26 protein-coding genes are annotated in these 23,730 nt (G+C 68.8%); 18 read left to right on the top strand and 8 right to left on the bottom strand.

Annotated features, from left to right (window positions below; all coding sequences use genetic code 11):
- Positions 1-202 precede the first annotated feature (202 nt).
- The 9 genes from RS85_RS16460 to RS85_RS16420 all read left to right on the top strand — a co-directional run bounded on the left by RS85_RS16460 (position 203) and on the right by RS85_RS16420 (position 8,945).
- Positions 203-1,489, top strand: a complete 1,287-nt coding sequence (locus RS85_RS16460) for an adenylosuccinate synthase (RefSeq protein WP_046014567.1) — start codon at positions 203-205, stop codon at positions 1,487-1,489.
- Between the two features lie 25 nt (positions 1,490-1,514).
- The gene (locus RS85_RS16455) at positions 1,515-2,630 is read left to right on the top strand and encodes a lactonase family protein (RefSeq protein ID WP_046014945.1); all 1,116 of its coding nucleotides are present in this window, start codon (positions 1,515-1,517) and stop codon (positions 2,628-2,630) included.
- A gap of 195 nt (positions 2,631-2,825) precedes the next feature.
- Complete coding sequence (locus RS85_RS16450) at positions 2,826-3,407, top strand: biotin transporter BioY (protein ID WP_046014566.1); 582 nt, start codon at positions 2,826-2,828, stop codon at positions 3,405-3,407.
- A gap of 328 nt (positions 3,408-3,735) precedes the next feature.
- A complete protein-coding gene (locus RS85_RS16445) occupies positions 3,736-5,172 on the top strand; it encodes a dihydrolipoyl dehydrogenase family protein (RefSeq protein WP_046014565.1) in 1,437 nt (478 codons plus the stop codon).
- Positions 5,173-5,325: 153 nt separating this feature from the next.
- Positions 5,326-5,628 (top strand): DUF427 domain-containing protein, encoded by a 303-nt coding sequence (locus tag RS85_RS16440; protein ID WP_046014564.1) that lies wholly within the window; start codon positions 5,326-5,328, stop codon positions 5,626-5,628.
- A 76-nt stretch (positions 5,629-5,704) separates the two neighbouring features.
- Entirely contained in the window at positions 5,705-6,577 is an 873-nt protein-coding gene (locus tag RS85_RS16435) for an ABC transporter ATP-binding protein (RefSeq protein WP_046014563.1), read from the top strand.
- Complete coding sequence (locus RS85_RS16430) at positions 6,574-7,254, top strand: ABC transporter permease (protein ID WP_046014562.1); 681 nt, start codon at positions 6,574-6,576, stop codon at positions 7,252-7,254. Before RS85_RS16435 ends, RS85_RS16430 begins: the two co-directional genes overlap by 4 nt.
- Positions 7,251-7,982, top strand: coding sequence for an ABC transporter permease (locus RS85_RS16425; protein WP_046014561.1), 732 nt, complete (start codon positions 7,251-7,253; stop codon positions 7,980-7,982). The genes RS85_RS16430 and RS85_RS16425 overlap by 4 nt, the downstream gene beginning before the upstream one ends.
- 39 nt (positions 7,983-8,021) lie before the next feature.
- Positions 8,022-8,945: an ABC transporter substrate-binding protein gene (locus RS85_RS16420; protein ID WP_046014560.1), complete on the top strand. Its 924-nt coding sequence runs from the start codon at positions 8,022-8,024 to the stop codon at positions 8,943-8,945.
- 74 nt (positions 8,946-9,019) lie between these two features.
- Here the strand turns inward: RS85_RS16420 and RS85_RS16415 are convergent, their stop codons facing one another.
- Positions 9,020-10,195 carry an AI-2E family transporter gene (locus tag RS85_RS16415; protein WP_046014559.1) on the bottom strand — a complete coding sequence of 392 codons (1,176 nt, stop codon included), beginning with the start codon at positions 10,193-10,195 and terminating at the stop codon, positions 9,020-9,022.
- Positions 10,196-10,258: 63 nt separating this feature from the next.
- Here RS85_RS16415 and RS85_RS16410 point away from each other — a divergent pair, with 63 nt between their 5' ends.
- Positions 10,259-10,558 (top strand): chorismate mutase, encoded by a 300-nt coding sequence (locus RS85_RS16410; RefSeq protein WP_046014558.1) that lies wholly within the window; start codon positions 10,259-10,261, stop codon positions 10,556-10,558.
- A gap of 161 nt (positions 10,559-10,719) precedes the next feature.
- Positions 10,720-11,886 carry an ROK family protein gene (locus RS85_RS16405; protein ID WP_046014557.1) on the top strand — a complete coding sequence of 389 codons (1,167 nt, stop codon included), beginning with the start codon at positions 10,720-10,722 and terminating at the stop codon, positions 11,884-11,886.
- Between the two features lie 167 nt (positions 11,887-12,053).
- Here the strand turns inward: RS85_RS16405 and RS85_RS16400 are convergent, their stop codons facing one another.
- Entirely contained in the window at positions 12,054-12,902 is an 849-nt protein-coding gene (locus RS85_RS16400) for a phytanoyl-CoA dioxygenase family protein (RefSeq protein ID WP_046014556.1), read from the bottom strand.
- A 93-nt stretch (positions 12,903-12,995) separates the two neighbouring features.
- On the opposite strand from RS85_RS16400, the gene RS85_RS16395 reads away from it, so the two are divergent.
- On the top strand, positions 12,996-13,829 hold the full coding sequence (locus RS85_RS16395; RefSeq protein ID WP_046014555.1) for a helix-turn-helix domain-containing protein: 834 nt from the start codon (positions 12,996-12,998) through the stop codon (positions 13,827-13,829).
- On the top strand, positions 13,826-14,662 hold the full coding sequence (locus RS85_RS16390) for a sugar phosphate isomerase/epimerase family protein (RefSeq protein ID WP_052703604.1): 837 nt from the start codon (positions 13,826-13,828) through the stop codon (positions 14,660-14,662). Before RS85_RS16395 ends, RS85_RS16390 begins: the two co-directional genes overlap by 4 nt.
- A 147-nt stretch (positions 14,663-14,809) precedes the next feature.
- Here the strand turns inward: RS85_RS16390 and RS85_RS16385 are convergent, their stop codons facing one another.
- From RS85_RS16385 to RS85_RS16375, 3 genes are read right to left on the bottom strand one after another with little or no spacing between them, the layout of a single operon-like run.
- On the bottom strand, positions 14,810-15,739 hold the full coding sequence (locus RS85_RS16385) for a carbohydrate ABC transporter permease (RefSeq protein WP_200894856.1): 930 nt from the start codon (positions 15,737-15,739) through the stop codon (positions 14,810-14,812).
- A 2-nt stretch (positions 15,740-15,741) separates the two neighbouring features.
- A complete protein-coding gene (locus RS85_RS16380) occupies positions 15,742-16,722 on the bottom strand; it encodes a carbohydrate ABC transporter permease (protein ID WP_046014554.1) in 981 nt (326 codons plus the stop codon).
- Positions 16,723-16,753: 31 nt separating this feature from the next.
- Positions 16,754-17,998, bottom strand: a complete 1,245-nt coding sequence (locus tag RS85_RS16375; RefSeq protein WP_046014553.1) for an extracellular solute-binding protein — start codon at positions 17,996-17,998, stop codon at positions 16,754-16,756.
- 318 nt (positions 17,999-18,316) lie between these two features.
- Between RS85_RS16375 and RS85_RS16370 the strand changes: the two genes are divergently transcribed.
- Genes RS85_RS16370 through RS85_RS16350 form a run of 5 tightly spaced genes read left to right on the top strand, consistent with a single transcriptional unit; the run spans position 18,317 to position 22,803 of the window.
- Entirely contained in the window at positions 18,317-19,216 is a 900-nt protein-coding gene (locus tag RS85_RS16370; protein WP_046014552.1) for an SIS domain-containing protein, read from the top strand.
- Between the two features lie 12 nt (positions 19,217-19,228).
- Positions 19,229-20,221, top strand: a complete 993-nt coding sequence (locus RS85_RS16365) for an ROK family protein (RefSeq protein ID WP_082087673.1) — start codon at positions 19,229-19,231, stop codon at positions 20,219-20,221.
- Complete coding sequence (locus RS85_RS16360) at positions 20,218-21,162, top strand: 1-phosphofructokinase family hexose kinase (protein WP_046014551.1); 945 nt, start codon at positions 20,218-20,220, stop codon at positions 21,160-21,162. Before RS85_RS16365 ends, RS85_RS16360 begins: the two co-directional genes overlap by 4 nt.
- Positions 21,163-21,172: 10 nt before the next feature.
- Positions 21,173-22,030, top strand: a complete 858-nt coding sequence (locus RS85_RS16355) for a class II fructose-bisphosphate aldolase (protein ID WP_046014550.1) — start codon at positions 21,173-21,175, stop codon at positions 22,028-22,030.
- The gene (locus RS85_RS16350; protein WP_046014549.1) at positions 22,027-22,803 is read left to right on the top strand and encodes a DeoR/GlpR family DNA-binding transcription regulator; all 777 of its coding nucleotides are present in this window, start codon (positions 22,027-22,029) and stop codon (positions 22,801-22,803) included. Before RS85_RS16355 ends, RS85_RS16350 begins: the two co-directional genes overlap by 4 nt.
- 21 nt (positions 22,804-22,824) lie before the next feature.
- Here RS85_RS16350 and RS85_RS16345 read toward each other — a convergent pair whose 3' ends face one another.
- The 3 genes from RS85_RS16345 to RS85_RS16335 form a co-directional block, all read right to left on the bottom strand.
- The gene (locus RS85_RS16345; protein WP_046014548.1) at positions 22,825-23,064 is read right to left on the bottom strand and encodes a hypothetical protein; all 240 of its coding nucleotides are present in this window, start codon (positions 23,062-23,064) and stop codon (positions 22,825-22,827) included.
- Positions 23,061-23,324: a ribbon-helix-helix protein, CopG family gene (locus tag RS85_RS16340; protein ID WP_046014547.1), complete on the bottom strand. Its 264-nt coding sequence runs from the start codon at positions 23,322-23,324 to the stop codon at positions 23,061-23,063. Before RS85_RS16340 ends, RS85_RS16345 begins: the two co-directional genes overlap by 4 nt.
- A gap of 93 nt (positions 23,325-23,417) precedes the next feature.
- Positions 23,418-23,730, bottom strand: a 313-nt coding sequence (locus RS85_RS16335) for a CAP domain-containing protein (RefSeq protein ID WP_046014546.1), incomplete at its 5' end; no start/stop codon positions are given.

Below are 23,730 nucleotides of genomic sequence, written 5' to 3'. Positions count from 1 at the left end.
TTCCGGTCGCAGTTTCCGCCGCCCCGCCCGTGCCCAGGCGGCACGAACTGCGACCGAAATCACCGCACCCGGCACGAACTGCGACCGGAAGCCCTCCCGCACCCCGACACAGCCCCGAAACCCCCTCCCGATAGGATGGGACCGCCCGAAGAGGGCCAGCTCATCGGCCGGTGCAAGCCCGGCGAAAGCAGGGGGGACACCCATGCCAGGAATCGTGATCGTCGGCGTGCAGTGGGGCGACGAAGGAAAGGGCAAGGCCACCGATCTTCTCGGTGAGCGCACCGATTGGGTGGTGAAGTTCAACGGCGGCAACAACGCCGGGCACACCGTCGTCGTCGGCAACGAGAAGTACGCGCTGCACCTGCTGCCCTCCGGCATCCTCTCTCCCGGAGTCAACCCGGTCATCGGCAACGGTGTGGTCGTCGACCTCGAGGTGCTCTTCTTCGAGCTCGAGGCGCTCGCCGCCCGCGGCATCGACATCTCGCGGCTCAAGGTCAGCGCGAACGCGCACATCATCACGCAGTACCACCGCACGCTCGACAAGGTCACCGAGCGCTTCCTCGGCAAGCGGATGATCGGCACCACCGGCCGCGGCATCGGCCCGGCCTACGCCGACAAGATCAATCGCGTCGGCATCCGCGTGCAGGACATCTTCGACGAGAACATCCTCCGTCAGAAGGTCGAGGGCGCCCTCGACCAGAAGAACCACCTGCTGGTGAAGATCTTCAACCGGCGCGCGATCACCGCCGACGAGGTCGTCGAAGACCTGCTCTCGTACGCCGACCGACTCCGCCCGATGGTCGCCGACACCGGTTACCTGATCGCCCAGGCGCTCGACCGCGGCGAGGTCGTCGTCTTCGAGGGCGGGCAGGCGACCATGCTCGACATCGACCACGGCACCTACCCGTTCGTCACGTCGTCGTCGGCGACGGCGGGCGGCGCGGCCACCGGTTCCGGTATCGGCCCCGGGGCGCTCGACCGCATCGTCGGCATCGTCAAGGCGTACACGACCCGCGTGGGCTCCGGCCCGTTCCCGACAGAGCTCTTCGACGAGCAGGGCGAATGGCTGCGCAAGCAGGGCTTCGAGTTCGGCACCACGACCGGCCGTCCGCGCCGCGTCGGCTGGTACGACGCCCCCATCACGCGCTACGCCACCCGCATCAACGGCATCACTGACCTGGTGTTGACCAAGCTCGACATCCTCACAGGCCTCGAGCAGGTGCCGGTCTGCGTCGCCTACGACGTGGACGGTGTGCACTTCGACGAGGTGCCGGTCAACCAGACCGACTTCCACCACGCGAAGCCCGTGCTCGAGTACTTCCCGGGCTGGAGCGAGGACATCTCGACCGCGCGCACGTTCGAGGATCTGCCGCAGGCCGCGCAGGAATACGTGCTCGCGCTCGAGAAGATGAGCAACACGCGCATCTCGGTGATCGGCGTCGGCCCGGAGCGCGACCAGGTCATCGTGCGCCACGACCTGCTCGACTGACCTCGACCGACCGGGAGGCATGCGCATGACACGGTTTTGGCTCGGGGGCTACGGCCCGGCGATGGACGGACAGGCCGAGGGCATCGGCCTGCTCGCCGGCGACGAGGGCCGCGAGGCGAAGACACTCGCCTACCGTGGCGCGGTCACCGAGACGCCCTCGCCGTCGTGGTTGGCGCAGCATCCGTCCCTCGATGTCGTGTACGCGGCGCTGGAAGGGGATGCGGCGGTGCAGGCCTTCGCCCGCACCAGCGAGTCGGCCCTCTCGCCACTCGGCGATCCGGTGGCGGTCGGCGAGAACGTCTGCCATGTCGCTGTCGCCCCGAACGGCTCGTCCCTGATCGCGAGCTGCTACGGCGACGGGCGCGTGGTGCGCATCGGGCTGGATGCCGCCGGCCGTCTGGTGCCGGCGCAGCAGGGAAGAGCGGATGCCGCGGCGGCGCTCCGCGCGGCCCTGTTCGGCGACGAAGACCCGGATGCCCCGGCCGCCACTCCTCCGGGAGACGGCGTCGCCGCGACCGACCCGCACGCGGCGGGCCCCGAGCGCGCCTCGCATGCGCACGCCGCGGCGTTCCTGCCCGACGGCCGGATCGTCACCACCGACCTCGGGTTCGATCTGGTGCGGTTCTGGCGTGCGGGCAGCAACGGGCTCGTCCTCGACCAGGAGGTCGTCCTGCCCCTCGGCACCGGCCCCCGCCACATGGTCGTGCACCCCAGTGGACATCTGCACGTCGTGACCGAGTACTCGTGCGAGGTGTTCACCCTCGCCTCCAGCGTCGACGGCACCTGGCGCGTCGTGTCTTCGACCCTGTCGAGTCCGATCGCCCAGGTCGGCGTCGACTTCCCCGCCGAGCTCGCCCGCTCCCGCGACGGCCAGTTCTTGTACACGGCACTCCGCGGCAGCAACACGATCGCGGCCCTCCGCGTGCGCGGCGGCGGCGACTCCCTCGAGTCGATCGCCCTCGCCGATTCGGGCGTCGACTGGCCGCGCCATCACCTGATCCACGAGGGCAAGATGCTCGTCGCGGGGCAGCGCTCCGACACGATCACGCTGCTCGACCTCGACGAGCGCACCGGCGCGCCGCTCGGCATCCGTCATGAGGCCCAGGTTCCTGCGCCGACGCACTTCCTTCCGGTGCGCTGAGGCCGCTCAGTCGCCGCTGACTTCTGCGGTCGATCCGAACTTTTGCGGCCATTTCCGGGCTCTGAGGCCGCAGAAGTTGCCATTGGCCGCAGAACTTGCCCAGCCTCGCGCGTGACGACGTGATTTGCGCGGGCGCGAAGTCGTCGATACTCTGCTGAACAGTGTTCAGGTGAACACCGTTCAGGAAGGGTTCCGATGACCACCACTCCCCGCGACACCAGCGCGACTCTCGGCCGCGTGGCCGTGTTCGCCGCCCTCATCATCGTGCTCGGCACGGTCGTGGTCCCGCTGCCCGGTGGCGTGCCGATCACGGCCCAGACGCTCGGCGTCATGCTCGCCGGACTCGTGCTCGGGCCCCGAGTCGCACCGTTGTCGATCCTGCTGGTGCTCGTACTCGCCGCCGTCGGGCTCCCCGTCCTCGCGGGAGGACGCGGAGGCCTGGGCGTGTTCGTCGGCCCCACCGCCGGATACCTCGTCGGCTGGATCGCCGGGGTGGTCGTGATCGGACTCATCATGCGCGCCGGGCGGGTCACCTGGTGGCGGGCCGCCGCAGCATCCCTCATCGGCGGAGTGCTCGTCGTCTACTCCTTCGGCATCCCGGTCCAGGCGCTCGTGACCGGCGTCCCGCTCGGCCTCACCGCGCTGTCGAGCGCCGCCTTCCTGCCCGGCGATCTGATCAAGGTCGCCGTCGCCACGCTCGTGGTCGTCGCGCTGCGGCGGGCCTACCCGCGGGCCTTCGCTGAGCGTCGCCCGGTGCGGGAGGCGGTCGCGGCCTGAGGACGGCGTGCATCCGCACGGGTCGCCGCCGCGCCGGCCGGTGCATCCGCAGGTCCAGATCACATGTGCAGGTCGACACGCCGGGTTCTGCGCCTGCATCCGTGATCTCATCCTGCAGATGGAAGCAGGATGCCGCTTGGCGCGAGGGGCTAACCGATACATCCGCAGGTCCAGATCACATATGCAGGGCGACACGCCGCGTTCTGAGCCTGCATCCGTGATCTGGACCTGCAGATGAAAGCCCGGATGCCGCGACGACCCATGGAACAACTGACCCGTGACTCGACGTTGCTCTTGAGCGAGACTGGGCGACGGAGAGGTGCGACACATGAACGCTGCGGAGAAGACCGACGAGTACGACCTGATCGTCCTGGGCGGAGGTGCCGTCGGCGAGAACGTCGCGGACCGTGCCGTGCAGGGCGGACTCACCGCGATCATCGTGGAGAACGAGCTGGTCGGAGGCGAGTGCTCGTACTGGGCCTGCATGCCCTCGAAGGCACTGCTGCGTCCGGCGCAGGCGCTGCGTGCGGCGCAGCACGTCGGCGGAGCCGCGCAGGCCGTGACCGGAAAGCTCGACGTGCGCGCGGTGTTCGACCGTCGCGACTCGTTCACCAGCAACTGGATGGATGACGGCCAGGTGAAGTGGCTCGACTCGGCCGGCATCGACCTGGCGCGCGGCTTCGGCCGGATCACCGGCGAGCGCGAGATCACCGTGACGGATGCCGACGGGGGCACCCGCGTGCTCCGCGCACGCCACGCCGTCGCGATCAGCACCGGCTCTGAGGCCGTCATCCCGCCCATCGACGGTCTGCGTGAGGCGAAGCCGTGGACGAGCCGTGAGGCGACGAGCGCCGAGCAGCTGCCGGAGAGCCTCGCCGTCATCGGCGGCGGCGTCGTCGCGGTGGAGATGGCGACCGTGTACGCCTCGCTCGGTTCGACCGTGACCCTCATCGCCCGCGGCGAGCTGCTCTCGACCATGGAGCCGTTCGCCGGGGAGCGCGTCGCCGCAGGACTGAAGGAGTTGGGCGTCGACGTGCGCACCTCCACCGGCACCACCTCGGTGCGCCGCACGGATGCCGGCGTGACGATCACCCTCGACGACGGCGAGGAGATCGTGGCGAGCGAGGTCCTCGCCGCGACGGGACGCTCGGCGCACAACCGCGACATCGGACTCGAGACCCTCGGTCTCGAGCCGGGCCGCTGGCTCGAGACGGATGACACGATGCGCGTGCCCGGCCACGACTGGCTCTACGCGGTGGGAGACGTCACCGGCCGCGTCCTGCTCACGCATCAGGGCAAGTACCAGGCGCGCGCGGCGGGCGACGTGATCGCCGCGCGGGCGAAGGGCGAGGATGTCGACGACGCCCCATGGGGCCGGCACGTCGCGACCGCCGATCACGCGGCGGTGCCGCAGGTCACCTTCTCGTTCCCGGAGGTCGCCTCATCGGGGCTCACCGAGGCTGCCGCCCGCGAAGCCGGATACGACGTGAAGGTCGTCGACTACGACCTCGGCTGGGTCGCCGGCGCGAGCGTCTACGAGGACGGCTTCGAAGGGCAGGCGCGGCTCGTGATCGACACCGCGCGCGATGTCGTGATCGGCGCGACCTTCGTCGGGCCCGAGGTGGCCGAGCTCATCCAGGCGGCCACGGTCGCGATCGTCGGCGAGGTGCCGATCAAGCGGCTCTGGCACGCGGTCCCCGCGTACCCGACGATCAGCGAGATCTGGCTCCGGCTGCTCGAAGGATACGGCCGAGACTCGGCCTGATCGCCATTCGACGGCATCCGAGACCAATCCGTTCACGAGACGGCATCGAACAGGATCAGGAATGTTTCCCCCATTGACGACTCCGAGCGCAACCCCGGCCCGGATGTCGCCGCCGTCTTATACGCTCGAACCCACATCCGAGGAGGCAGGACCATGAAGGCTGTACTCGCAGGAACCGTCATCGCCGAAGCAGACGAGAGCGACCTCGTCCGCATCGAGGGGAACTGGTACTTCCCGCCGGCATCCATCGCCGAAGGCGCGCTCGTCGAGAGCCCGACGCCCTATACCTGTCCGTGGAAGGGCGCAGCCCAGTATTTCTCCGTGCAGACGGGTGACGAGCTCCACACCGACTACGCCTGGTCGTACCCGAACCCCTACCCGACCGCCTTCGATCGCGTCGGGACGGACTTCTCCGGCTACGTCGCGTTCGATCCGCGCGTCCAGATCTCCGAGTGATCCTCCCATGACCTCCGTATGCCGGCGCCGGGGCGCCGATGCACGGCTCGTCGATCGAGCGTTTGGAAAGTAGCCCATGATCGAGTTCCGCAGCGTCACCAAGCAGTTCCCTGACGGCACGGTAGCGGTCGACGACTTCAGCCTGGTGCTGCCGTCGCGAAAGACCACCGTGTTCGTCGGTTCATCCGGTTGCGGCAAGACGACGCTGCTGCGCATGATCAACCGAATGGTCGAGCCGACCTCCGGTGACATCGAGATCGACGGCGAGAACGTGCTCGTCGGCGATCCGGTGCAGCTGCGCCGCCGCATCGGCTACGTCATGCAGAACTCCGGCCTCATGCCGCACTTCTCGGTGATCGACAATGTCGCCACCGTGCTGCGCCTCACCGGTGTGAAGAAGCCCGAGGCGCACAAGCGGGCGCGCACACTGCTCGACACCGTCGGCCTCGACCAGGCCCTCGCCGACCGGTACCCGAGCCAGCTCTCGGGTGGTCAGCAGCAGCGCGTCGGCGTGGCGCGAGGCCTTGCCGCAGACCCGAACATCCTCCTGATGGACGAGCCGTTCGGCGCCGTCGACCCGATCGTCCGCGCCGACCTGCAGCAGGAGACGCTGCGACTGCAGCACGAGCTCGACAAGACGGTCGTCTTCGTCACGCACGACATCGACGAGGCGTTCCTGCTCGGCGACCAGGTGGTGATCCTCGACAAGGGCGCGCGCATCGTGCAGGTCGGCAGCCCGAGCGAGATCATCGAGAATCCGGCAGACGACTTCGTCGCCGCCTTCATCGGCGCCGACCGCGGACGCCGCGCGCTGCACCTCAAGGAGACGCCGCACGGCACCGTCGTGGTCGACTCCGAGGGCCGCACGCAGGGTGCGATCGTGCGTGAGGCCGAGGGCATCGCGGTCTTCGAGGCCGGCGAGGGATCGCAGGCGGGGAGCACCGCGTGAACTGGGTCGTCGACAACTTCGGGTTGATCCTCGAGCTCGCCGCGGTGCACCTGCGGCAGAGCATCGTGCCGATCGTCCTCGGGTTCCTGCTCTCTCTGCCGCTCGGCTGGGTGGCCTGGCGCTACCGACTCGTGCGCGGACCGATCATCGTCCTCACCGGGCTGCTCTACACGATCCCCTCGCTCGCGCTGCTCATCCTGCTTCCCTCCGTCGCCGGCTACTCGGCTCGCAGCGAGGCGAACCTCATGATCGCTCTCACCATCTACGCGATCGCGATCCTCGTCCGAGCTGTGTCCGACGGACTCGATTCCGTCGACGACGGGGTGCGCCAGGCGGCGACGGCCACCGGATTCGGGCCCTTCCGACGCTTCTGGGCGGTGGAGTTCCCGCTGGCAGGACCGGTGATCCTGGCCGGTCTCCGCGTCACGGCTGTGAGCACGATCTCGTTGGCCACGGTCGGCATCCTGATCGGCGTCTCGAACCTGGGTTATCTGTTCACGAACGGACTCGACCGGCGCATCATCGCCGAGGTGTTCGCCGGGATCATCGCGGTCGTCGTGATCGCCCTCCTGATCGACCTGATCCTGCTGCTTCTGGGCCGCGCCCTGATGCCGTGGACGAGGGCTGCGTCCGCGACCACGGTGACCCGCACTCTCGCGGTGGGGGCCCCAGCATGAACCTCTTCCTCGAGGCCTTCGCCTGGATGGCGGCACCCGCGCAGTGGACGGGCAACTACGCGTTGCCCAAACTGCTGGGTGAGCACTTGGCGCTCACCGCGATCTCGGTTCTGATCGCGGCCGCCATCGCCATACCCGCCGGGTGGCTGATCGGCCACACGGGGCGCGGGCGAGAGATCGCGGTCGCCATATCCGGAGCCGCGCGCGCGATCCCCGCCTTCGGGCTGATGATCCTGCTCGTGCTCCTGCTCGGCGTGCTTCGCATTCCCCAGGCCGCCGTCATCACCTTCGTGCTTCTCGCGATCCCGTCGCTGCTGGCCGGCGCCTACACGGGACTCGAGGCGATCGACCGCCGGGTCATCGATGCGGCGAAGGCCGTGGGCATGACCGGCTGGCAGGTGTTCTGGAAGGTCGAAGTGCCGCTCGGGCTTCCCCTGCTCGTCGGCGGCATCCGCTCGGCCCTGCTGCAGGTGATCGCGACCGTGACGATCGCGGCGTACGTGAACCTCGGCGGTCTCGGCTATCCGATCATCCAGGGCATCCCCCTGCAGAAGTTCGACCAGGTGCTGGCGGGGGCGCTGCTCGTCGCCGCCCTCGCGCTGCTCGTCGATCTGCTCCTGGCCGCCGCGCAGCACGCAGCAGTCCCCGCCGGTCTTCGTGAACGCCGACCTGCACGTAGACGCGGCGCGAAGGCGACCCCGCCTGTTTCCGCACCCGTCCCGGTCTGACCGATTCGTCCCACAGCAGTCCCAGAAAAGAGGAAGTCCATGTTCACAGCACGAGGCAAGCGCTCCATCGCCGCCGTCGGCCTGGTCGCCGCGGCCACTCTCGCCCTGTCCGCCTGCGGCTCGAGCAACCCGCTCGATGAGCCGTCGGATGACGCCGGATCCGGTTCGGGCAACTCCGACAGCATCGTCGTCGGCTCGCAGGCGTACTACTCCAACGAGATCATCGCCGAGATCTACGCCCAAGCGCTGGAAGCCGCCGACTTCACGGTCGACCGCCAGTTCAGCATCGGTCAGCGCGACGCGTACATGCCCGACGTCGAGTCCGGTGAGATCAACGTCTTCCCCGAGTACACGGGCAGCCTGCTCGAGTACATCTCCGATGACGAGATCGATGTGACCAGCCCCGACGACGTCTTCGCGGCGCTCCAGGACGCACTGCCCGACGGGCTGACGGCTCTCGACTTCGCCGAGGCGACCGACCAGGACTCCTACACGGTGCTCAAGAGCTTCGCCGAGGAGAACGACCTCACGACGATCGGCGACCTGAAGAACGCGCCGGCACCGGTCACGATCGGCGCTGCACCCGAGTTCGAGCAGCGTCCGTACAGCCCGTCCGCAGCGAAAGAGGTCTACGGCGTCGACCTGACATTCTCGGCGACCGGCCCGACCACGCTCGAGTCGCTGCTCGCCGGCGAGATCCAGGTGGCCGACATCTACACCGCCGACCCGGCCTTCGAGACCGAGGAGATCGTCGCTCTGGAAGACCCGGAGAACCTGATCATCTCGTCGAACGTCGTGCCGATCGTCTCGAGCGACATCGCCGAGGACGTCTCCGATGTGCTCAACGCGATCAGCGCGAAGCTGACCGCTGAGGAGCTCGTGTCGCTGAACGTGCTCAGCACCGTCGAGCAGCAGTCGTCGGCCGACATCGCGAAGAAGTGGCTCGAAGACAACGACCTCTGAGTCGTCGCCTCCGAAGTGCCCGGGCCCGTTGCTGATTCAAGCAAGTGGGTCCGGGCATTTCTGTGTTCGGGGTACTAGACCTGCGCGTCCTGCTTCGGCACCCAGACCTGTTTGATGATGATGAGGATGGATGCCGTGACCGGCACGGCTACGAGCGCGCCGAGGAGCCCGAGCAGGGTGCCGCCGGCCAGGGCGCCGATCACGACGAGCGAGCCGGGGACAGCGACCGCCCGGTTCATCACGCGCGGCGTGATGACATAGGCCTCGATCTGCATGTACACGAGATAGATACCCGCGAAGATCAGCGCAGCGACGGGGTCAGCGAACAGCGCGAGCGTCGTGCCGATGATCCAGAACAGCACCGAGCCCACGAGCGGGATGAGGGTGACGCAGAAGGCGATTGTCGCCATCAGCGGCGGGAAGGGCAGCCCGAGGAAGAAGTAGAGCAGGAAGGCGAGCGTGGCGTTGCAGAACGCGAGCACCACCATTCCCATCACGTAGCCGCCGACCGATTCGGTGATCTGGTCGGTGATGTCGCCCGCGCGAGCGCGGTCGCGGGCCGGTGCGAGACGCAGCAGGCTCGTCTTCATTCCGGAGAGGCTCGCGAGGAAGTACAGCGTGAGCACCAGCACGATGATCGTGCCCGAGATGCCGGTGGCGATCGACGCGCCGACCTTCAGGGCGCCGCCGCCGATCATGGCGATGTTGCCGAAGTCCGAGAGGAACGTCTGCACCTCCGCGACCAGATCCTGGAACTGCTCCCCGAACTGCTTGTCCAGGGTCGCGTACAGATCGCTCCGGGTGAAGTCCTGGATCATGCTCGGCACCGACTTCACGAAGCTCGTGATCTGGTCGATGACGATGGGGATCACGATCCACAGCAGAAGCGCGACGACCGCGATGAGCGCGAGGATCACGACGACCACGGCGATCGCGCGGGAGAGCCCCCGGCGCTCCAGGAACCGCACCGCCGGGTCGAGCCCGAGTGCTGCGAAAAGGGCGAGGGCGATGTAGATGAGGACGGTCGAGAGGTTCGTCAGGGCCAGCCCGATCGCGAGCGCGGCGAGTCCGCCGAGCGTGACCAGAAGGCCGAACACGAACGGCCGGTCTATGCGGGTCCAGAACGCGCCCCGAGGCGCAGCGGGTTCGCCCGCCGCGGGCGAGGAGGTCGGCGCGGGTGTGGCCTCCGGTGCGGGGGCGGATGCCGCGTCGTCGAGGCGTTCGGAGGCCGCCGACTCTTCGTTGCTCATGTGCTCACGATAGCGCTGAGGGGTCGTCGGAACACGGGCGATCTGCGGCTCTAGAGTAGGGGCATGACTGCCGCCCCGGACCCGAAGGCCGAACTGCTCCGACTTCGCGCCAGCATCGACAACATCGACGCCGCGCTGATCTTCATGCTGGCCGAACGCTTTCGCGCGACCCAGCAGGTCGGGCAGCTGAAGGCCGAGCACGAGATGCCGGCATCCGACCCGAACCGCGAGGAGCAGCAGGTCGGGCGACTGCGTGCGCTCGCCGAGGAGGCGCACCTCGACCCGGAGTTCGCGGAGAAATGGTTCAACTTCGTGGTGGCCGAGGTCATCCGCCATCACACCGAGGCGGCGGAGGGCCGCTGAGAGAAGTGCCGGACGGGCGACGGTGTGTGCAGCACTCGCCCGTCCGGAGCTTGTCGGAGGCCTGCCGGCCAACTAAGTTCAATGAATAAACTTACGGAGAGACTACGGATCGCAGCACGATCTGTCAACAGTCGGCACACCGACGCCCCGAACGGACCACGATGCTGAACACCGATGACGCCCTCGACACGCAGGCCTCCGTGCGGCGTGCGAACCTGCGGCGGGCGCTTCAGCTGGTCTTCCGGAATCCCGGGGTGCAGACGCGCGCGGGGATCGCCCGCGCGACGGGCCTCACCGCGGCGACGGCGTCGTCTCTGGTCGCCGAGCTCATCGAGAACCGGCTGATCGTCGAGGGAGAGCAGGCCGCGAGCACCGGGGGCAAGCGCGCGACCACCCTCAGCATCGATGCCGGCCACCATCTGATCCTGGTCGTCGTCATCCAGCCGCGGCACGCCCAGCTCGCCCTCGTCGCCCTCGACGGCAGCGAGATCGAGGGGCGCCGTCTCACGTACTCGCCCGAGACCCGCGACGCCGCCCTCGATGCCGCGCTGGTCGAGATCGCCGCCGCGTACGGCGATCGCCTGCTCGCGGCTGGGGTGCAGCTCCCCGGCACCACCGACGGACGCTCGGTCCTGGAGAGCGTGCAGCTCAAGTGGGACGACGTGCCGCTCGCCGCGAGGTTCGAGCGATCCATCGACGCGCCCGTCCTGCTGATCAACGACGTCGACGCCGAAGCCATCGCCGAGGCGGGACGAGAGTCATCGCCCGAGGGGTACCGCCTCTTCATCCACATCGGCGGCGGGATCGGCGCTGCCGTGACGCTCAACGGCGAGCTCGCGCCCGGACCTCGAGATCGCGCGGGGGAGATCGGCCACGTGCAGGTGGTGTTCGGCGAGGCCGCGCGCGACTGCAGCTGCGGGCGACGCGGATGCCTGGAATCGGCATCCGCCATGGGGGCGATGCTCGGCCCCGACTTCTCCGATGCCATGGATGCCGCGGAGCTCCAGGTTCTCGCCGCGCGCGCGGATCCGCGGCAGCTCGACGAGGGCGCCCGCGCACTCGCCCGGGCCGTGAAGCTCATCAGCGCCCTCCTCGATCCGGCGGAGGTGGTGATCGGCGGCCCGGCCACGGTGCTCGGTCCGCGCTTCCTCGAGCGGCTCCGCAGCGAGACCGACTACGCCTCCCGAGGCACGGTGCAGGTGCCCATCCGCTACGCCGACCCTCGTGTCGCGCTCTCCGCGGGCCCAGCTCAGGCGGCGCTCACCGCGGCGCTGGGGGTGCGCTGGAGTCCGGAGCAGCTGCTCGCGGCATCCGCCTCGCCGTCCTGAGGCCGGCGCCGCCGGCATCCGTCCTCCACTTCTGCGGCCCGTTGCCCCCGGCATCCGTCCCTGACTTCTGCGGCCACACGCAACTTCTGCGGCCAATCCGCGCGTAGGAGGCCGCAGAAGTTCGAGATGGCCGCAGAAGTTGCGTGCACGCGAGCCAGCGCGGCTGGTCAGAGCCCGTCGTCCAGGTGCCAGTGCTCCTGCCAGCGCCAGTCGATCGGGTCGGACACGCGCTGGTAGCGGATGTCGGTGGACAGGCGGATGCGGCGCTCCGGGTCGACGTTGTCGGTGGAGGCATGCACGATGTGCGCCGAGTGCACCATCACGTCGCCCGCGCGGTAGTCGTTGATCAGCCATCGCGAGTCGTACTCGTCTGCCAGCCCGGGCAGATCTGCCGTGATCGAGGCCGCCGGCATCTTGAGCGTGCCGGCGCGCTCCTCTGCCATCACGCGGTGGTGGCTTCCCTCGAGGTACGCGAGTCCGCCGTTCTCGACGGTGCAGTCGCCGAGGGGGATCCACATCGAGAGGACGCGGTCGGTGCCCTCGCGCAGGTAGACGAGATCGTAGTGCGCCTGGGTGGCGGTGCCGATGCCGGTCTCGCCGGGACGGGTGTGGCGGATGATGCGGCGCTTGTGCAGGTGCACGTCGTCGCCGAGGAACCACTGGAACCACCCGCGGATGGACGGATGCGAGGTCAGGGCCGCGTAGGCGTCACCGGGGACGACGTCGTCGAAGAGCACGCGCCGGGTGAGGGCCAGGTCGACGTCGCCGCTCGAGTCGATCCCGTCGCTCGCTCCCTCAGGCGCGACGAGGCCTGTCGGTGCGAGCTTGCCGAAGTAGTAAGCGCGGAAGTCGCGCACGACCTCGGCGTCGAGGTGATCGCTCAGGTACAGGTAGCCGTCGCGACGCAGGCGCCCCCACATCGCGTCTTTGTCGTCGCGCACGTCTGTCGGCACGGGCTCGAGTCGTCCGAGTCGCGCGGGGCTCTCGTCGAGGACGTATCCGTTGGAGGTGATCATGCATCCATTCTCAGTCGGGTAGGACTATTCGTCCATGGACGAACCGCAATGTCCCTTGTATTTTCAAGGACTCCGCGGGAGACTCGGACAATCATGGAGAACTGGGCGACCTACGCGAATCCGGCGCGCGTGTTCGCCGACCTCACGATCGCGTGCTTGGGAGCCGGCGAGTATCGCGGCAGCCACGAGGGATTCCGCGGGCGTCAGCTGCGCTCGCACGCGGCGGTCGTGATCAGTGAGGGGAGCGGCTGGTACTCGAGTCCGCTCACCGGCGACGTGCGAGTGGAATCCCCGGCGCTCATCTGGCTCTTCCCCGGGGTGGCGCACGGGTACGGCCCGCACCGCACCGGGTGGACGGAGCACTGGATCCTGTTCTCGGGCGTCGCGACGAGGGCGTTGGACGAGCTCGGGGCCTGGCGGCGCGCGGCGCCGGTCGCGCAGCTCGGACGGATCCCGGACTCGTTGCCGACCACCTTCGAGCGCCTGCGCGCGGCTCTGGCGGACGGCAGTTCGATCGGCGCGCTCCGGCCGTCGGCGGAGAGCTACGCGTGGATCGCCGAGCTCGCCACGATGGTCATGCCGGACTCGGCCCCCGACCTCATCGACGCCTTCATGCGCGGCGCGAGCCGGCAGGTCTCCATGGAGACGCGTGCACACGAGCTGGGGATGAGCGTCGCGCAGTTGCGGACCGCGACGGTCGCCGCCACCGGGCTGACGCCGCTCCAGCTGCTCATCGAGGCGCGGCTCGCGCGAGCGCAGTCACTGCTCGTCGAGACCGACCTCGAGGTGAGTGTGATCGCTCAGCAGGTCGGATTCGACGACCCCTCCTATTTCTCCCGGCAGTTCACGCAGCGTCTCGGCAGCCCGCCGAGTCAGTTCCGCCGTGAACAGCGCCGGATGCCCACCCCGACGGACGGACACGAATGACGAACCTCTCACCCCTGGTGCTCATGGGCGACTGGGTGACTCCGCTGCCCGCCGCGCAGCTCGTCGCGAGCGCGCACGAGCAGGGATACGACGGCGTGGAGGCGTGGTGGCCGGCCGAGGAGGATGCTCAGCGAGAGCTCGCCGCCGCCGTCGCGGATGGAGAGGCGCAGGTGTCGCTTCTCGCAGGCAGCGCGCACCCCGATCCCGCCCTCCACATCGCGGAGATCGAGCAGCAGCTGCGCACGATTGCCGTGAGCGGGCTGAACCCGCTGCATGTGACCCTGCACGCGGGGCGGGATCACTGGAGCGACGCCGACCACGACCGGCTCGCCGAGATGATCGTCGCCAGCCGCCGCGACACGGGCCTCGACGTGCTCGTCGAGCTCCACCGCTCCCGCATCCTGTACGCGGCGCACGCGGCGCGGCGCATCCTCGAGCGTCACCCCGAGCTGCACGTGACATTCGACGTCTCCCACTGGCTCGTGGTCGCCGAATCGATGCTGGAAGATCAGACGGCGGCCGTCGATCTCGCGATCGAGCGGGCCCATCACGTGCACGCGCGGATCGGGCATCCGCAGGGACCGCAGGTCAACGACCCGGAGGCCGAGGAGTGGAGCGCTGTCGTCGATCAGCACCTGCGGTGGTGGGACGCGATCGTCGCTCGCCTGCGCTCCGAGGGACGCCCGGTCACCTTCCTCGCGGAGTTCGGCCCGGTCGACTACGCCCCGAGCGAGCCGGGGACGCGCCGGCCCCTCCGCGACCCCGAGTCATCGAACCGCTGGATGATGCGCGTGCTCCGTGACCGCTACGCGAGCGCACGCGACGTCGGCTGAGACGGGCAGCGGATGCCGGACCCCCGGCATCCGCTCTCCCGCGGACGCCCGCAACTTCTGCGGCCAGACGCAACTTCTGCGGCCATCCCGGGCGGAATTGGCCGCAGAAGTTCGCGATGGCCGCAGAAGTTCGGGCCAGACGAGGTGTTACTTGACGCTGCCCGCGGTCAACCCGCCGACGAGGCGCTTCTCGATGAGCATGAACAGGATGACGACTGGGAGGATCGCGACGATGGAGACGCCGAACACGTATTGCCAGCTGGTTTCGTACTGTCCCACGAACTTCGTCAGCGCGACGGACAGCGGCTGGTTCTTGTCGGTGGAGAGGATGACGAGGGAGGCGGCGAACTCGTTCCAGCAGGCGACGAACGTGAACACGATCGCGGTGACGATGCCGGGCCAGACGAGGGGCAGGTTGATCTTGAAGAGGACGGTGAAGCGTCCGGCGCCGTCGATCTGCGCGGCTTCGTCGATCTCTTTGGGGATGCCGGCGAAGAACGAGTGCATGATCCAGACGGCGAACGAGAGGTTGAAGGCGGCGTTGATGAAGATCATCGCGGCCCAGGTGTCGCCGAGGCCGAGCACGGTGAACTGGCGGAACAGGCCCGAGGTGAGCACGGCGGGCTGCAGCATCTGGGTGACGATCACGAGGAACAGGAACACGATGCGGCCGGGGAACCTGAATCGGGCCGTGTAGTACGCCGCGGGCAGCGAGACCACGAGCACGAGCAGGGTCGCGAACACGGCGATGATGATGGTGGAGATGAGGTTGTACGGCAGTGGGGTCTCGGGGGTCGACCACATCGTGAGGTAGTTCTCCCAGTGCCACTCCGTGGGGAAGTAGGTGGGGTCGACGGAGCGGATCTGCGGCTTCGTCTTCACGGAGCCGAAGAACATGATCAGGTACGGCAGCACGAAGATCGCGAGCACGAGGAATCCGGCGGCCATGCGCAGGATGACGCGGGGGAGGGTGACCTGGTCCTCGGTGTAGCGGCGCTTGCGGCCGTTGATCGGAGGGAGGGCGCGGCCGCCGCGGCCGGTGGTGGTGGTGACGAGCTCGGTCTCGGTGACGGTCACGGTCAGACCTCCTTCATGGGCTTGACGGTCTTGACGTAGATCGCGACGATCACGATGACGATGAGGAACGCGACGACCGAGAGTGCGCTGGCGACGTCGACCTTCTTCTGCAGCTCGATGTATTTGAAGATCATCGTCATGATCGTGTCGGCGCCGTAGCCCGGGATCGACCCGGTCATCACCTTCAGGATCGGCAGCGAGTTGAACACGTTGATGATGTTGATCAGCACGGCGACGGCGAGGGCGCTGCGCAGCTGCGGGAGCACGATCGACCAGTAGGTGCGGGCGGGACCGGCGCCGTCCATCTTCGCTGCCTCGATCGCATCCGCGGGCACCGACTGGAGTCCGGCGAGGATCGTGTAGGTCGTGAACGGCAGCGACACGAAGATCGCGATCACGATCGACCAGGTGAACGCGGTCGCGGGGTTCTTCGTCCACCCGTAGCCGACGGCGTCATCGGAGAGGCCGATGTCGTAGAGGAACTTGTTGAACACCCCGAAGTACGGCTCGAGGCTGTAGTAGAACACCATGGTCGTCATCACGACGGATGCCGCCCATGGCACGATGACCGCCATGCGGACGATCTGGCGTCCGGGGAAGGCCTTGTTCAGGATCTGCGCCAGACCGAGCGAGATCACGACGGTGAACAGCACCACCGACACGACCCAGATGAGGGTGCGGCCGATGATCGGCCAGAACTCCGCGAACGCGAACACGGCCGCGAAGTTGTCGAACCCGACCGAGCCCTTGTCGAGGCCCGAGAGCGAGATGTCGCGGGTGGAGTTGAAGAACATCACCCCGGCGGGGAAGAACACCACGCCGATGATGAGCAGCAGCGCCGGCGCGATCCACGGCAGCGCCTGGAGGAGGTCTTTCCCTCCGGAGCTGCGCCGGGGAAGAGAGTCCGGCCGGGAGCTGCGGGGAGCGCGGGGGCGGCCGATGGCCGCCCCCGCGAGGTTCGAGGATTCTGTCGTCTGGCTCATGGGAATACCCGAACCTCTCCGTTCAGCGGGCTCAGCCCGCGTCGACCTGCGCCTGGATCTCCGTCAGGACATCCTGTGCGGGCTTGGACTGCAGCTGACCGAACAGCGACTTGAAGGCGCCGTCCGCGGCGGACCACTTCTCGTTCGTCGACGGGTAGAACTGCGCGTCGGGCAGCACGTCGAGGAACGGCTTGAGAGCCTCTTCGCCGGCGAGCTCCTCGGCACCGGACTTGGTGACGGGCAGGAAGCCCTCGGCCTGCACCCACGGCACGTAGACATCAGCCGAGTAGTAGTAGTCGAAGAACTTCGTGATCGCGTCGGCCTTGTCACCGTCGTTCTGGAACGCCATCAGCTGGTCCATGACGCCGAGCGTGAACGGCGAGCCGTCCTTGGTCGGGATCGGGACGATCGAGTAGTCCAGCTCGGGGTTGCCCTCTTCGATCTGACCGACCGTCGGCGGAAGGCCGACCTGCATGCCGATCTTGCCCTGGATGAAGATGTCCATCAGCGGCGAGCGCTGCGTCGAACCGGGGTCGGCCTGCGTGGCGCCGGCGTCGATCATCTTCTTGATCTGCTCGGCACCGGCGAGGTTCTCCGGGGTGTCGATCGTGATCTCGGACGCATCGCCGAACGATCCGCCGCCGCCCCAGAGCCACACGGCCGCCTCGGCCTGCGCCTCTTCGGAACCGAGCGGCATGCCGTAACCGGCGACGCCGCCACCGAGCGCGGACACCTTGGTCGCGGCATCCAGCAGCGAATCCCAGTCGGTCGGAGCCTCGACGCCGGCCTGCGAGAGCAAGGCGTTGTTGACGAACAGCGCACGAGCCGACGCGATGAGCGGCAGCGCGTAGGCGGTGCCGTCGACCTCGGCATTCGCGATGAACGACTCCTGGAAGTCGCCGAACGTCTCCGCCGAGACGACGTCCTCGACCGGGTAGAGCAGCTCATCGCTGACGAAGCCGGCGAACGGACCGCCGTTGTAGATGTCGGGTGCCTCGCCCGCCTGGATCTTCGTGGAGACGACCTTCTCGAGGTTGTCCCAGGACTGCACCTCGAGCTTGACGTCGATGTCGGGGTTGGCCTTCTCGAACCCCTCGATCACGGTCTCCCAGTTCGCCTTGGTGCCGTCGGAGTAGCTGGGGACGAGAAGGTCGATGGTGGTCGAGCCCTCCGCATCGCCGCTGTCTCCGGCAGATCCGCCGAACCCGCACGAAGCGAGCGAGAGCGTGGCGACGGCCGCAATGGCGACGGCGCCGAACCGCAGTGACTTCTTCATGTGTATTGCATTCCTCACTGTGAGTGTCCGCTTCGGGACGGGTGCCCGACTCCGAAGGGGGTGTGGTGCACGGTCGCAAGCACATCACGCGACGGTGCGTGGTGATCGCTTCGCCGGAGCAGCCGCGATCGGTCAAGCCGAGGCTCGGGTGTTCGACGGCAGGGTCACCGTCAAGGTGGTGGAACTTGTACGATTATTTGTCAAGGGAACAAACAAATCAAGAAGATCCTGAACTTGCTGTTCTTAATCGTCATACTATGATCGAATAAGGCTCTAAAACATCACAAGTATGCAACTTCTGCCCCGAAAGGCACCCCGATGACCGAATCGCTGCCCGGCGCCCACATGCGCGAAGAACTCCACTCCCAGCCGCAGACCTGGGCGACCGCTGCTGACCTCACGGCTGAGCAGCGGGTGCTCCCTGCAGCCGGCGCTCGCATCGCCGTCGTCGGCTGCGGCACCTCGTGGTTCATGGCCCAGTCGTACGCGGCGCTGCGCGAATCGTCGGGTCAGGGCGAGACCGACGCGTTCGCGGCATCCGAGGCCTTCGTCGACCGCGGCTACGACGCCGTCGTCGCGCTCACCCGTTCCGGCACCACCACCGAGGTGCTCGAGCTCGTCGACCGCATCAAGGGTCGCGTCCCCACGATCGGGGTCATCGGCGACCCGACGTCACCCCTCGTCTCGATGGTCGACGACGCCGTGCTCCTGCCGTTCGCCGACGAGAAGTCGGTCGTGCAGACCCGCTTCGCCACGACGGCGCTCGCGCTCTTCCGCGCCTCCCTCGGCGAGGATCTCACCGCGGCGATCGCCGACGCGACGGCAGTGCTGACCGAGGTCGCCGACGACGACGAGCTGCGCGATGCCGAGCAGTACACCTTCATCGGCCGCGGCTGGGCGACCGGGCTCGCGCATGAGGCCGCGCTCAAGCTGCGGGAGTCGTCGCAGTCGTGGACCGAGTCGTACCCGTCGATGGACTACCGCCACGGCCCGATCGCGATCGCCGCTCCCGGCAGGGTGACCTGGCACTTCGGGGATGTCCCGGAGGGGCTTGCTGCGCAGGTGCGCGCGACCGGCGCCCGGTTCGAGCACCGCGCGATCGACCCGCTCGCCGACCTCGTGCGGCTGCACCGCCTCGCCCTCGACCGGGCGGTCGCCCGCGGGCTCGACCCCGACCAGCCGCGCAACCTCACCCGATCCGTCATCCTGGATGCATGAGCGGATCCACCGATGACCGGCACTGACGGCGCAGCATCCGTCCCCGACGTCGTGCGCGACGCGGCGGGCGAGAAGCTCGCCGCGGTGCGCACGCTGGGCGCGGGTGCGCCCGTGCTGGCGTTCGACGTCGGAGGCACCGACATCAAGTCGGCGCTGTTCGACGCGGAGGGCAACGCCCTCGGGCTGCGACGCACGCCGACCCCGACCGCGGACGGCGACCGGACCGAGGTTCTGATCGATCGCCTCGAGGTGCTCGCCGGTGAACTCCGCGCCGCCTACCCGGACGTCGTGCCGCAGGCCGCTGGGCTGGTCGTTCCCGGGATCGTCGATGCGGATGCCGGACTCGGCGTCTTCGCGAGCAACCTCGGGTGGCACGACTCCCCGTTGCGCGACCTTTCCCGCGACCGCCTCGGCTTGCCGGTCGCCTTCGATCACGACGTCCGGGCCGCGAGCTGGGCCGAGCGCCGCCTCGGCGGTGCCCGCGACTACGCCGACGCGGTCGTGCTCGTGATCGGCACCGGAATCGCCGGCGCCCTGCTCGTCGGCGGAGTGCCCTACACGGCGGGCGGCTACGCGGGCGAGATCGGCCACTCGCCGATCGCCGACGGCCCGGTCTGCGCGTGCGGCGCGCGGGGCTGCCTCGAGGCGGTCGCCTCCGCCGGAGCGATCGCGCGACGCTACCGCGCAGCGACCGGCGTCACGCCCGACGGCGCGAAGGACGTGATCGCGCGTGCTGCCGCCGGCGACGAGATCGCGGCGGAGATCTGGAACTCGGCGCTCGACGCCCTGACGATGTCGCTGGCGCAGCTGACGGCGGTCGTCGCTCCGGAAGCCGTCGTAATCGGCGGCGGCCTCTCCCGCGCCGGCGGAGCCCTCTTCGACGAGCTGCGTTCCCGCCTCGCCGAGCGTCTCAGCTTCCACCGGCTGCCCGTCCTCGTTCCCGCGGAACTCTCCGGCAACGCGGGCCTGATGGGCGCCGCGCTCCGCGCACGGGAGCTCACATGATCCTCACCGTCACGCCGAACCCGGCGCTCGATCTCACCTGGCGGGTCGACCGCCTCGTCGAAGGCGGGACGCACCGCGCGGATGCCGGCATCGCGCGCGCGGGAGGCAAAGGACTGAACGTGGCTCGGGTCGCGCACGCCGAGGGCGTTCCGGTGCTCGCGATCACCACGATCGGCGGTCGGGTCGGCGAGGAGTTCGCCGCAGAACTGGGCGCGAGCGGAGTGCCGCACGCCCTCGTTCCGGTCGCCGCCGAGACCCGTCGCAGCATCGCCGTGGTCGACGACGCCCGCGGCGATACGACGATCATCAACGAGCGCGGGATCAATCCGGCCTACGCCGAGTGGGGTGCGCTCCTCGCCGAGGTCGTCGAACGGCTGCCCAGCGCACGCGTGCTCGTCATCTCAGGGAGCCTTCCGCCCGGGGCGCCCGACGCACTGCTGCCCATGCTGATCGCGGTGGGGAAGGATGCCGGCGTCCCGGTGATCGCCGACACCTCGGGCCCTGCGCTCCTGCGGGCGGCGGATGCCGGTGCCACCGTCCTCAAGCCCAACGCGGCCGAGCTCGCCGAGGCGACCGGCATCTCGGACCCGGTCGAGGGCGCACGGTCGCTGCTCGATCGCGGGACCGAGCTCGTGCTCCTCTCACTCGGAGCCGACGGGATGCTCGCCGTCACGGCATCCGACCTCGTGCATGCCCGGCTCGATGAGCCGCTCGCCGGCAACCCGACCGGTGCCGGCGATGCCGGGGTGGCGGCCTGCGCCGCGCTGTACGCCGAGGGCGTGCGCGACCCCGAGCTGATCCTCCGGCGGGCGACGGCGTGGTCGGCGGCGGCTGTACTGACGCCGCTCGCCGGCGACATCTCCCCGCGCTGGACCGAACTCGAGCAGCAGCTGCGCGTCTCGCGCCCCGATCCCGCGTCGTTCCGACCGCAACCGTCCTGAAAGGACCCTCGTGACCCTCGTCTCCGCCCGTGAACTCGTCTCCGCAGCATCCGCCGCCGGCACCGGCATCGGTGCGTTCAATGTGATCCATCTGGAGACGGCGGAGGGGCTGGTGCGGGCATCGGCCCTTGCTCAGCTGCCCGTGATCCTGCAGATCTCGCAGAACTGCGCCGTCTACCACGGTGGTCTCGAGCCGGTCGCGCTGGCCGCCCTCGCGATCGCCCGGAACGCCGAGACCCCGGTCGCGGTGCACCTCGACCACGCAGAGCGTCCGGAACTGGTCGACGAGGCGATCGCTCTGGGATTCGGCTCTGTCATGTTCGACGGCGGTGCCCTCCCCTACGACGAGAACGTCGCCCTCACGGCAGAGGTCGTGGCACGCGCGCATGAGGCCGGCGTGTACGTCGAGGGCGAGCTCGGCGAGGTCGGCGGCAAGGATGGCGCTCACGCGCCCGGAGTCCGCACCGACCCCGACGAAGCACGCGCCTTCGTGGCGGCTACCGGCGTCGATGCGCTGGCAGTGGCCGTGGGCTCTTCGCACGCGATGACCGAGCGTTCGGCCTCGCTCGACCTCGATCTGATCGCCCGGTTGCGGGAGGCGCTGACGGTACCCCTGGTGCTGCACGGGTCGTCCGGGGTCGAGGATGCGGTGATCGCCGCCGCCGTGCGTGCGGGAATGACGAAGATCAACGTGTCCACGCATCTGAACGGCTTCTTCACCCGCGCCATCCGCGAGAAGCTCGCCGCCGACGAGCGGCTTGTCGATTCCCGCAAGTACCTCGCGCCGGCCCGCGATGCACTGGCCGAGGAGGCTGCGCGCATGCTGCGCCTGTTCGCCCTCGCGGGAGCCGATACGGTGGCGGGATGAAACGAGCGGCCCGGCTGAACGCGATCCTCGATCTCCTCGCCGAGACCGGTGAGGTCACGATCGACGAGATCGTGGAGCGGTTCGGCGCGTCGGCCGCGACCACGAGGCGCGATCTCGACAGCCTCGCGGAGCAGCGCCTGCTCACGCGCACGCACGGCGGGGCGGTCGCGCAGACCGTGGCCTACGAGCTCCCGATCCGCTACAAGAGTCATCTGCGCACGCACGAGAAGGAGAGCATCGCCCAGGCGGCGGCCGACCTCGTCACCCCTGGCATGGTCGTCGGGCTCTCCGGCGGCACCACGACGACGGCGATCGCGGCCGCCCTCGCGGCTCGCGACGACCTTGCGGCGAACGGCGGCATCACCGTCGTGACCAACGCCGTCAACATCGCGGCGCAGCTCGCCACACGACCCGATATCAAGGTCGTCGTCACCGGCGGGGTGATCCATTCGCGCAGCTACGAGCTCGTGGGACCGTTCGTCGAGCAGCTCCTGCGGGGTGTGCGCCTCGACATGGCATTCATCGGTGTGAACGGGATCGATCCGCGCGCCGGCGCCTCCACTCAGGACGAGCGCGAGGCCGCGGTGAACCGCATGATGGCCGAGCGCGCGCGCCGTGCGGTCGTCGTCACCGATGCCAGCAAGCTCGGGGTCGTCGCCTTCGCGTCCGTGGGGGGCGCCGAGTTGTTCCCGACCGTGATCACGGATGCCGGAGCGGATGCCGGGGTCGTCGCGGCCCTCCGGGAAGCGGGGCACGAGGTGCTGCTCGCCTGACGGGACCGCGTGACGGCTCTGTCAGCCGAGCAGGCGAACGTACTGCGGGCGCGCGCGCATGGCATGGATCAATTCTTCAGTGCCGTCATCCCAGACGAGGACGATGAGCTCCAGCAGTCGGCCGCTCGTGTCGAAACCCAGCCGAAGCTGGCGCCCGGGGTTGTCGTCGTCGAGGGATAGCGCCAGCGCCGGCCATGTGGCGGCATTGACGCCATCCTCCTCTCGGACTCCGTGCTTGAGGGCCGAGCCGCGGACGATCACGCGGCGTGCGACCAGGCCGCCAGAGCCGCGCGGATCGCGTCAGAGCGATTCAGGTGCTCTCGCTCCGCCCGTTCCATCACCGCGGCGAGCTCGGCCTCGGTGAGCCTGACGGGCACGACGTGTGATGCCTGGCTTCCCCGCGCCGGCCTGCCGCCGGCTCGGCGCAGCAACTCTTCCGGGTCGTATCCGGCCTCGGCTTCAGCGACCCATTCGTCGACCTGCGACTCCGATACCTCGCGTCCCTGCATCTTCCTTGCCATACGCGGTATCGTAATACGAAACCTCGGCACTGTGAAGGGCCCGAAACCTCGGGGTTCCGGGCCCTCGTCACGGTGTCGGACGAGCTGCCGCTTTCAGGAGCGGCCGAACATCTGCGTCCAGTAGATGCCGTGCGGGCCGCCGTGACCGATGCCGACGCCCATGGTCGTGCTGTCGCAGTTGAGGATGTTGGCTTTGTGCCCTGCGCTGTTCATCCAGCTCGACATCACGCTCTGCGCGGTGCTCTGACCCGCCGCGATGTTCTCGCCGCTTCCGTCCGAGTAGCCGGCCGCCTCGAGGCGATCCCACGGCGAGCGGCCGTCGAGCGACGTGTGGCTGAAGTAGGCCTTGTCCGCCATGTCCTGGCTGTGCGCGCGAGCGACCTCGGCGAGCACGGGGTTGACGGTC

The sequence above is a fragment of the Microbacterium sp. SA39 genome (genome assembly GCF_000967865.1).
Classification (GTDB): domain Bacteria; phylum Actinomycetota; class Actinomycetes; order Actinomycetales; family Microbacteriaceae; genus Microbacterium.
This window is presented reverse-complemented; position numbering and strand designations above follow the sequence as displayed.

What these genes read in the sequence shown, in the direction of transcription:
- RS85_RS16380 (WP_046014554.1), bottom strand. Translation starts at nt 16,722, where the DNA reads ATGAGCCAGACGACAGAATCCTCGAACCTCGCGGGGGCGGCCATCGGC.
- RS85_RS16435 (WP_046014563.1), top strand. Translation starts at nt 5,705, where the DNA reads ATGATCGAGTTCCGCAGCGTCACCAAGCAGTTCCCTGACGGCACGGTA.
- RS85_RS16445 (WP_046014565.1), top strand. Translation starts at nt 3,736, where the DNA reads ATGAACGCTGCGGAGAAGACCGACGAGTACGACCTGATCGTCCTGGGC.
- RS85_RS16350 (WP_046014549.1), top strand. Translation starts at nt 22,027, where the DNA reads ATGAAACGAGCGGCCCGGCTGAACGCGATCCTCGATCTCCTCGCCGAG.
- RS85_RS16340 (WP_046014547.1), bottom strand. Translation starts at nt 23,324, where the DNA reads ATGGCAAGGAAGATGCAGGGACGCGAGGTATCGGAGTCGCAGGTCGAC.
- RS85_RS16455 (WP_046014945.1), top strand. Translation starts at nt 1,515, where the DNA reads ATGACACGGTTTTGGCTCGGGGGCTACGGCCCGGCGATGGACGGACAG.
- RS85_RS16365 (WP_082087673.1), top strand. Translation starts at nt 19,229, where the DNA reads ATGACCGGCACTGACGGCGCAGCATCCGTCCCCGACGTCGTGCGCGAC.
- RS85_RS16410 (WP_046014558.1), top strand. Translation starts at nt 10,259, where the DNA reads ATGACTGCCGCCCCGGACCCGAAGGCCGAACTGCTCCGACTTCGCGCC.
- RS85_RS16460 (WP_046014567.1), top strand. Translation starts at nt 203, where the DNA reads ATGCCAGGAATCGTGATCGTCGGCGTGCAGTGGGGCGACGAAGGAAAG.
- RS85_RS16405 (WP_046014557.1), top strand. Translation starts at nt 10,720, where the DNA reads ATGCTGAACACCGATGACGCCCTCGACACGCAGGCCTCCGTGCGGCGT.
- RS85_RS16450 (WP_046014566.1), top strand. Translation starts at nt 2,826, where the DNA reads ATGACCACCACTCCCCGCGACACCAGCGCGACTCTCGGCCGCGTGGCC.
- RS85_RS16390 (WP_052703604.1), top strand. Translation starts at nt 13,826, where the DNA reads ATGACGAACCTCTCACCCCTGGTGCTCATGGGCGACTGGGTGACTCCG.
- RS85_RS16400 (WP_046014556.1), bottom strand. Translation starts at nt 12,902, where the DNA reads ATGATCACCTCCAACGGATACGTCCTCGACGAGAGCCCCGCGCGACTC.
- RS85_RS16375 (WP_046014553.1), bottom strand. Translation starts at nt 17,998, where the DNA reads ATGAAGAAGTCACTGCGGTTCGGCGCCGTCGCCATTGCGGCCGTCGCC.
- RS85_RS16425 (WP_046014561.1), top strand. Translation starts at nt 7,251, where the DNA reads ATGAACCTCTTCCTCGAGGCCTTCGCCTGGATGGCGGCACCCGCGCAG.
- RS85_RS16360 (WP_046014551.1), top strand. Translation starts at nt 20,218, where the DNA reads ATGATCCTCACCGTCACGCCGAACCCGGCGCTCGATCTCACCTGGCGG.
- RS85_RS16440 (WP_046014564.1), top strand. Translation starts at nt 5,326, where the DNA reads ATGAAGGCTGTACTCGCAGGAACCGTCATCGCCGAAGCAGACGAGAGC.
- RS85_RS16415 (WP_046014559.1), bottom strand. Translation starts at nt 10,195, where the DNA reads ATGAGCAACGAAGAGTCGGCGGCCTCCGAACGCCTCGACGACGCGGCA.
- RS85_RS16420 (WP_046014560.1), top strand. Translation starts at nt 8,022, where the DNA reads ATGTTCACAGCACGAGGCAAGCGCTCCATCGCCGCCGTCGGCCTGGTC.
- RS85_RS16370 (WP_046014552.1), top strand. Translation starts at nt 18,317, where the DNA reads ATGACCGAATCGCTGCCCGGCGCCCACATGCGCGAAGAACTCCACTCC.
- RS85_RS16395 (WP_046014555.1), top strand. Translation starts at nt 12,996, where the DNA reads ATGGAGAACTGGGCGACCTACGCGAATCCGGCGCGCGTGTTCGCCGAC.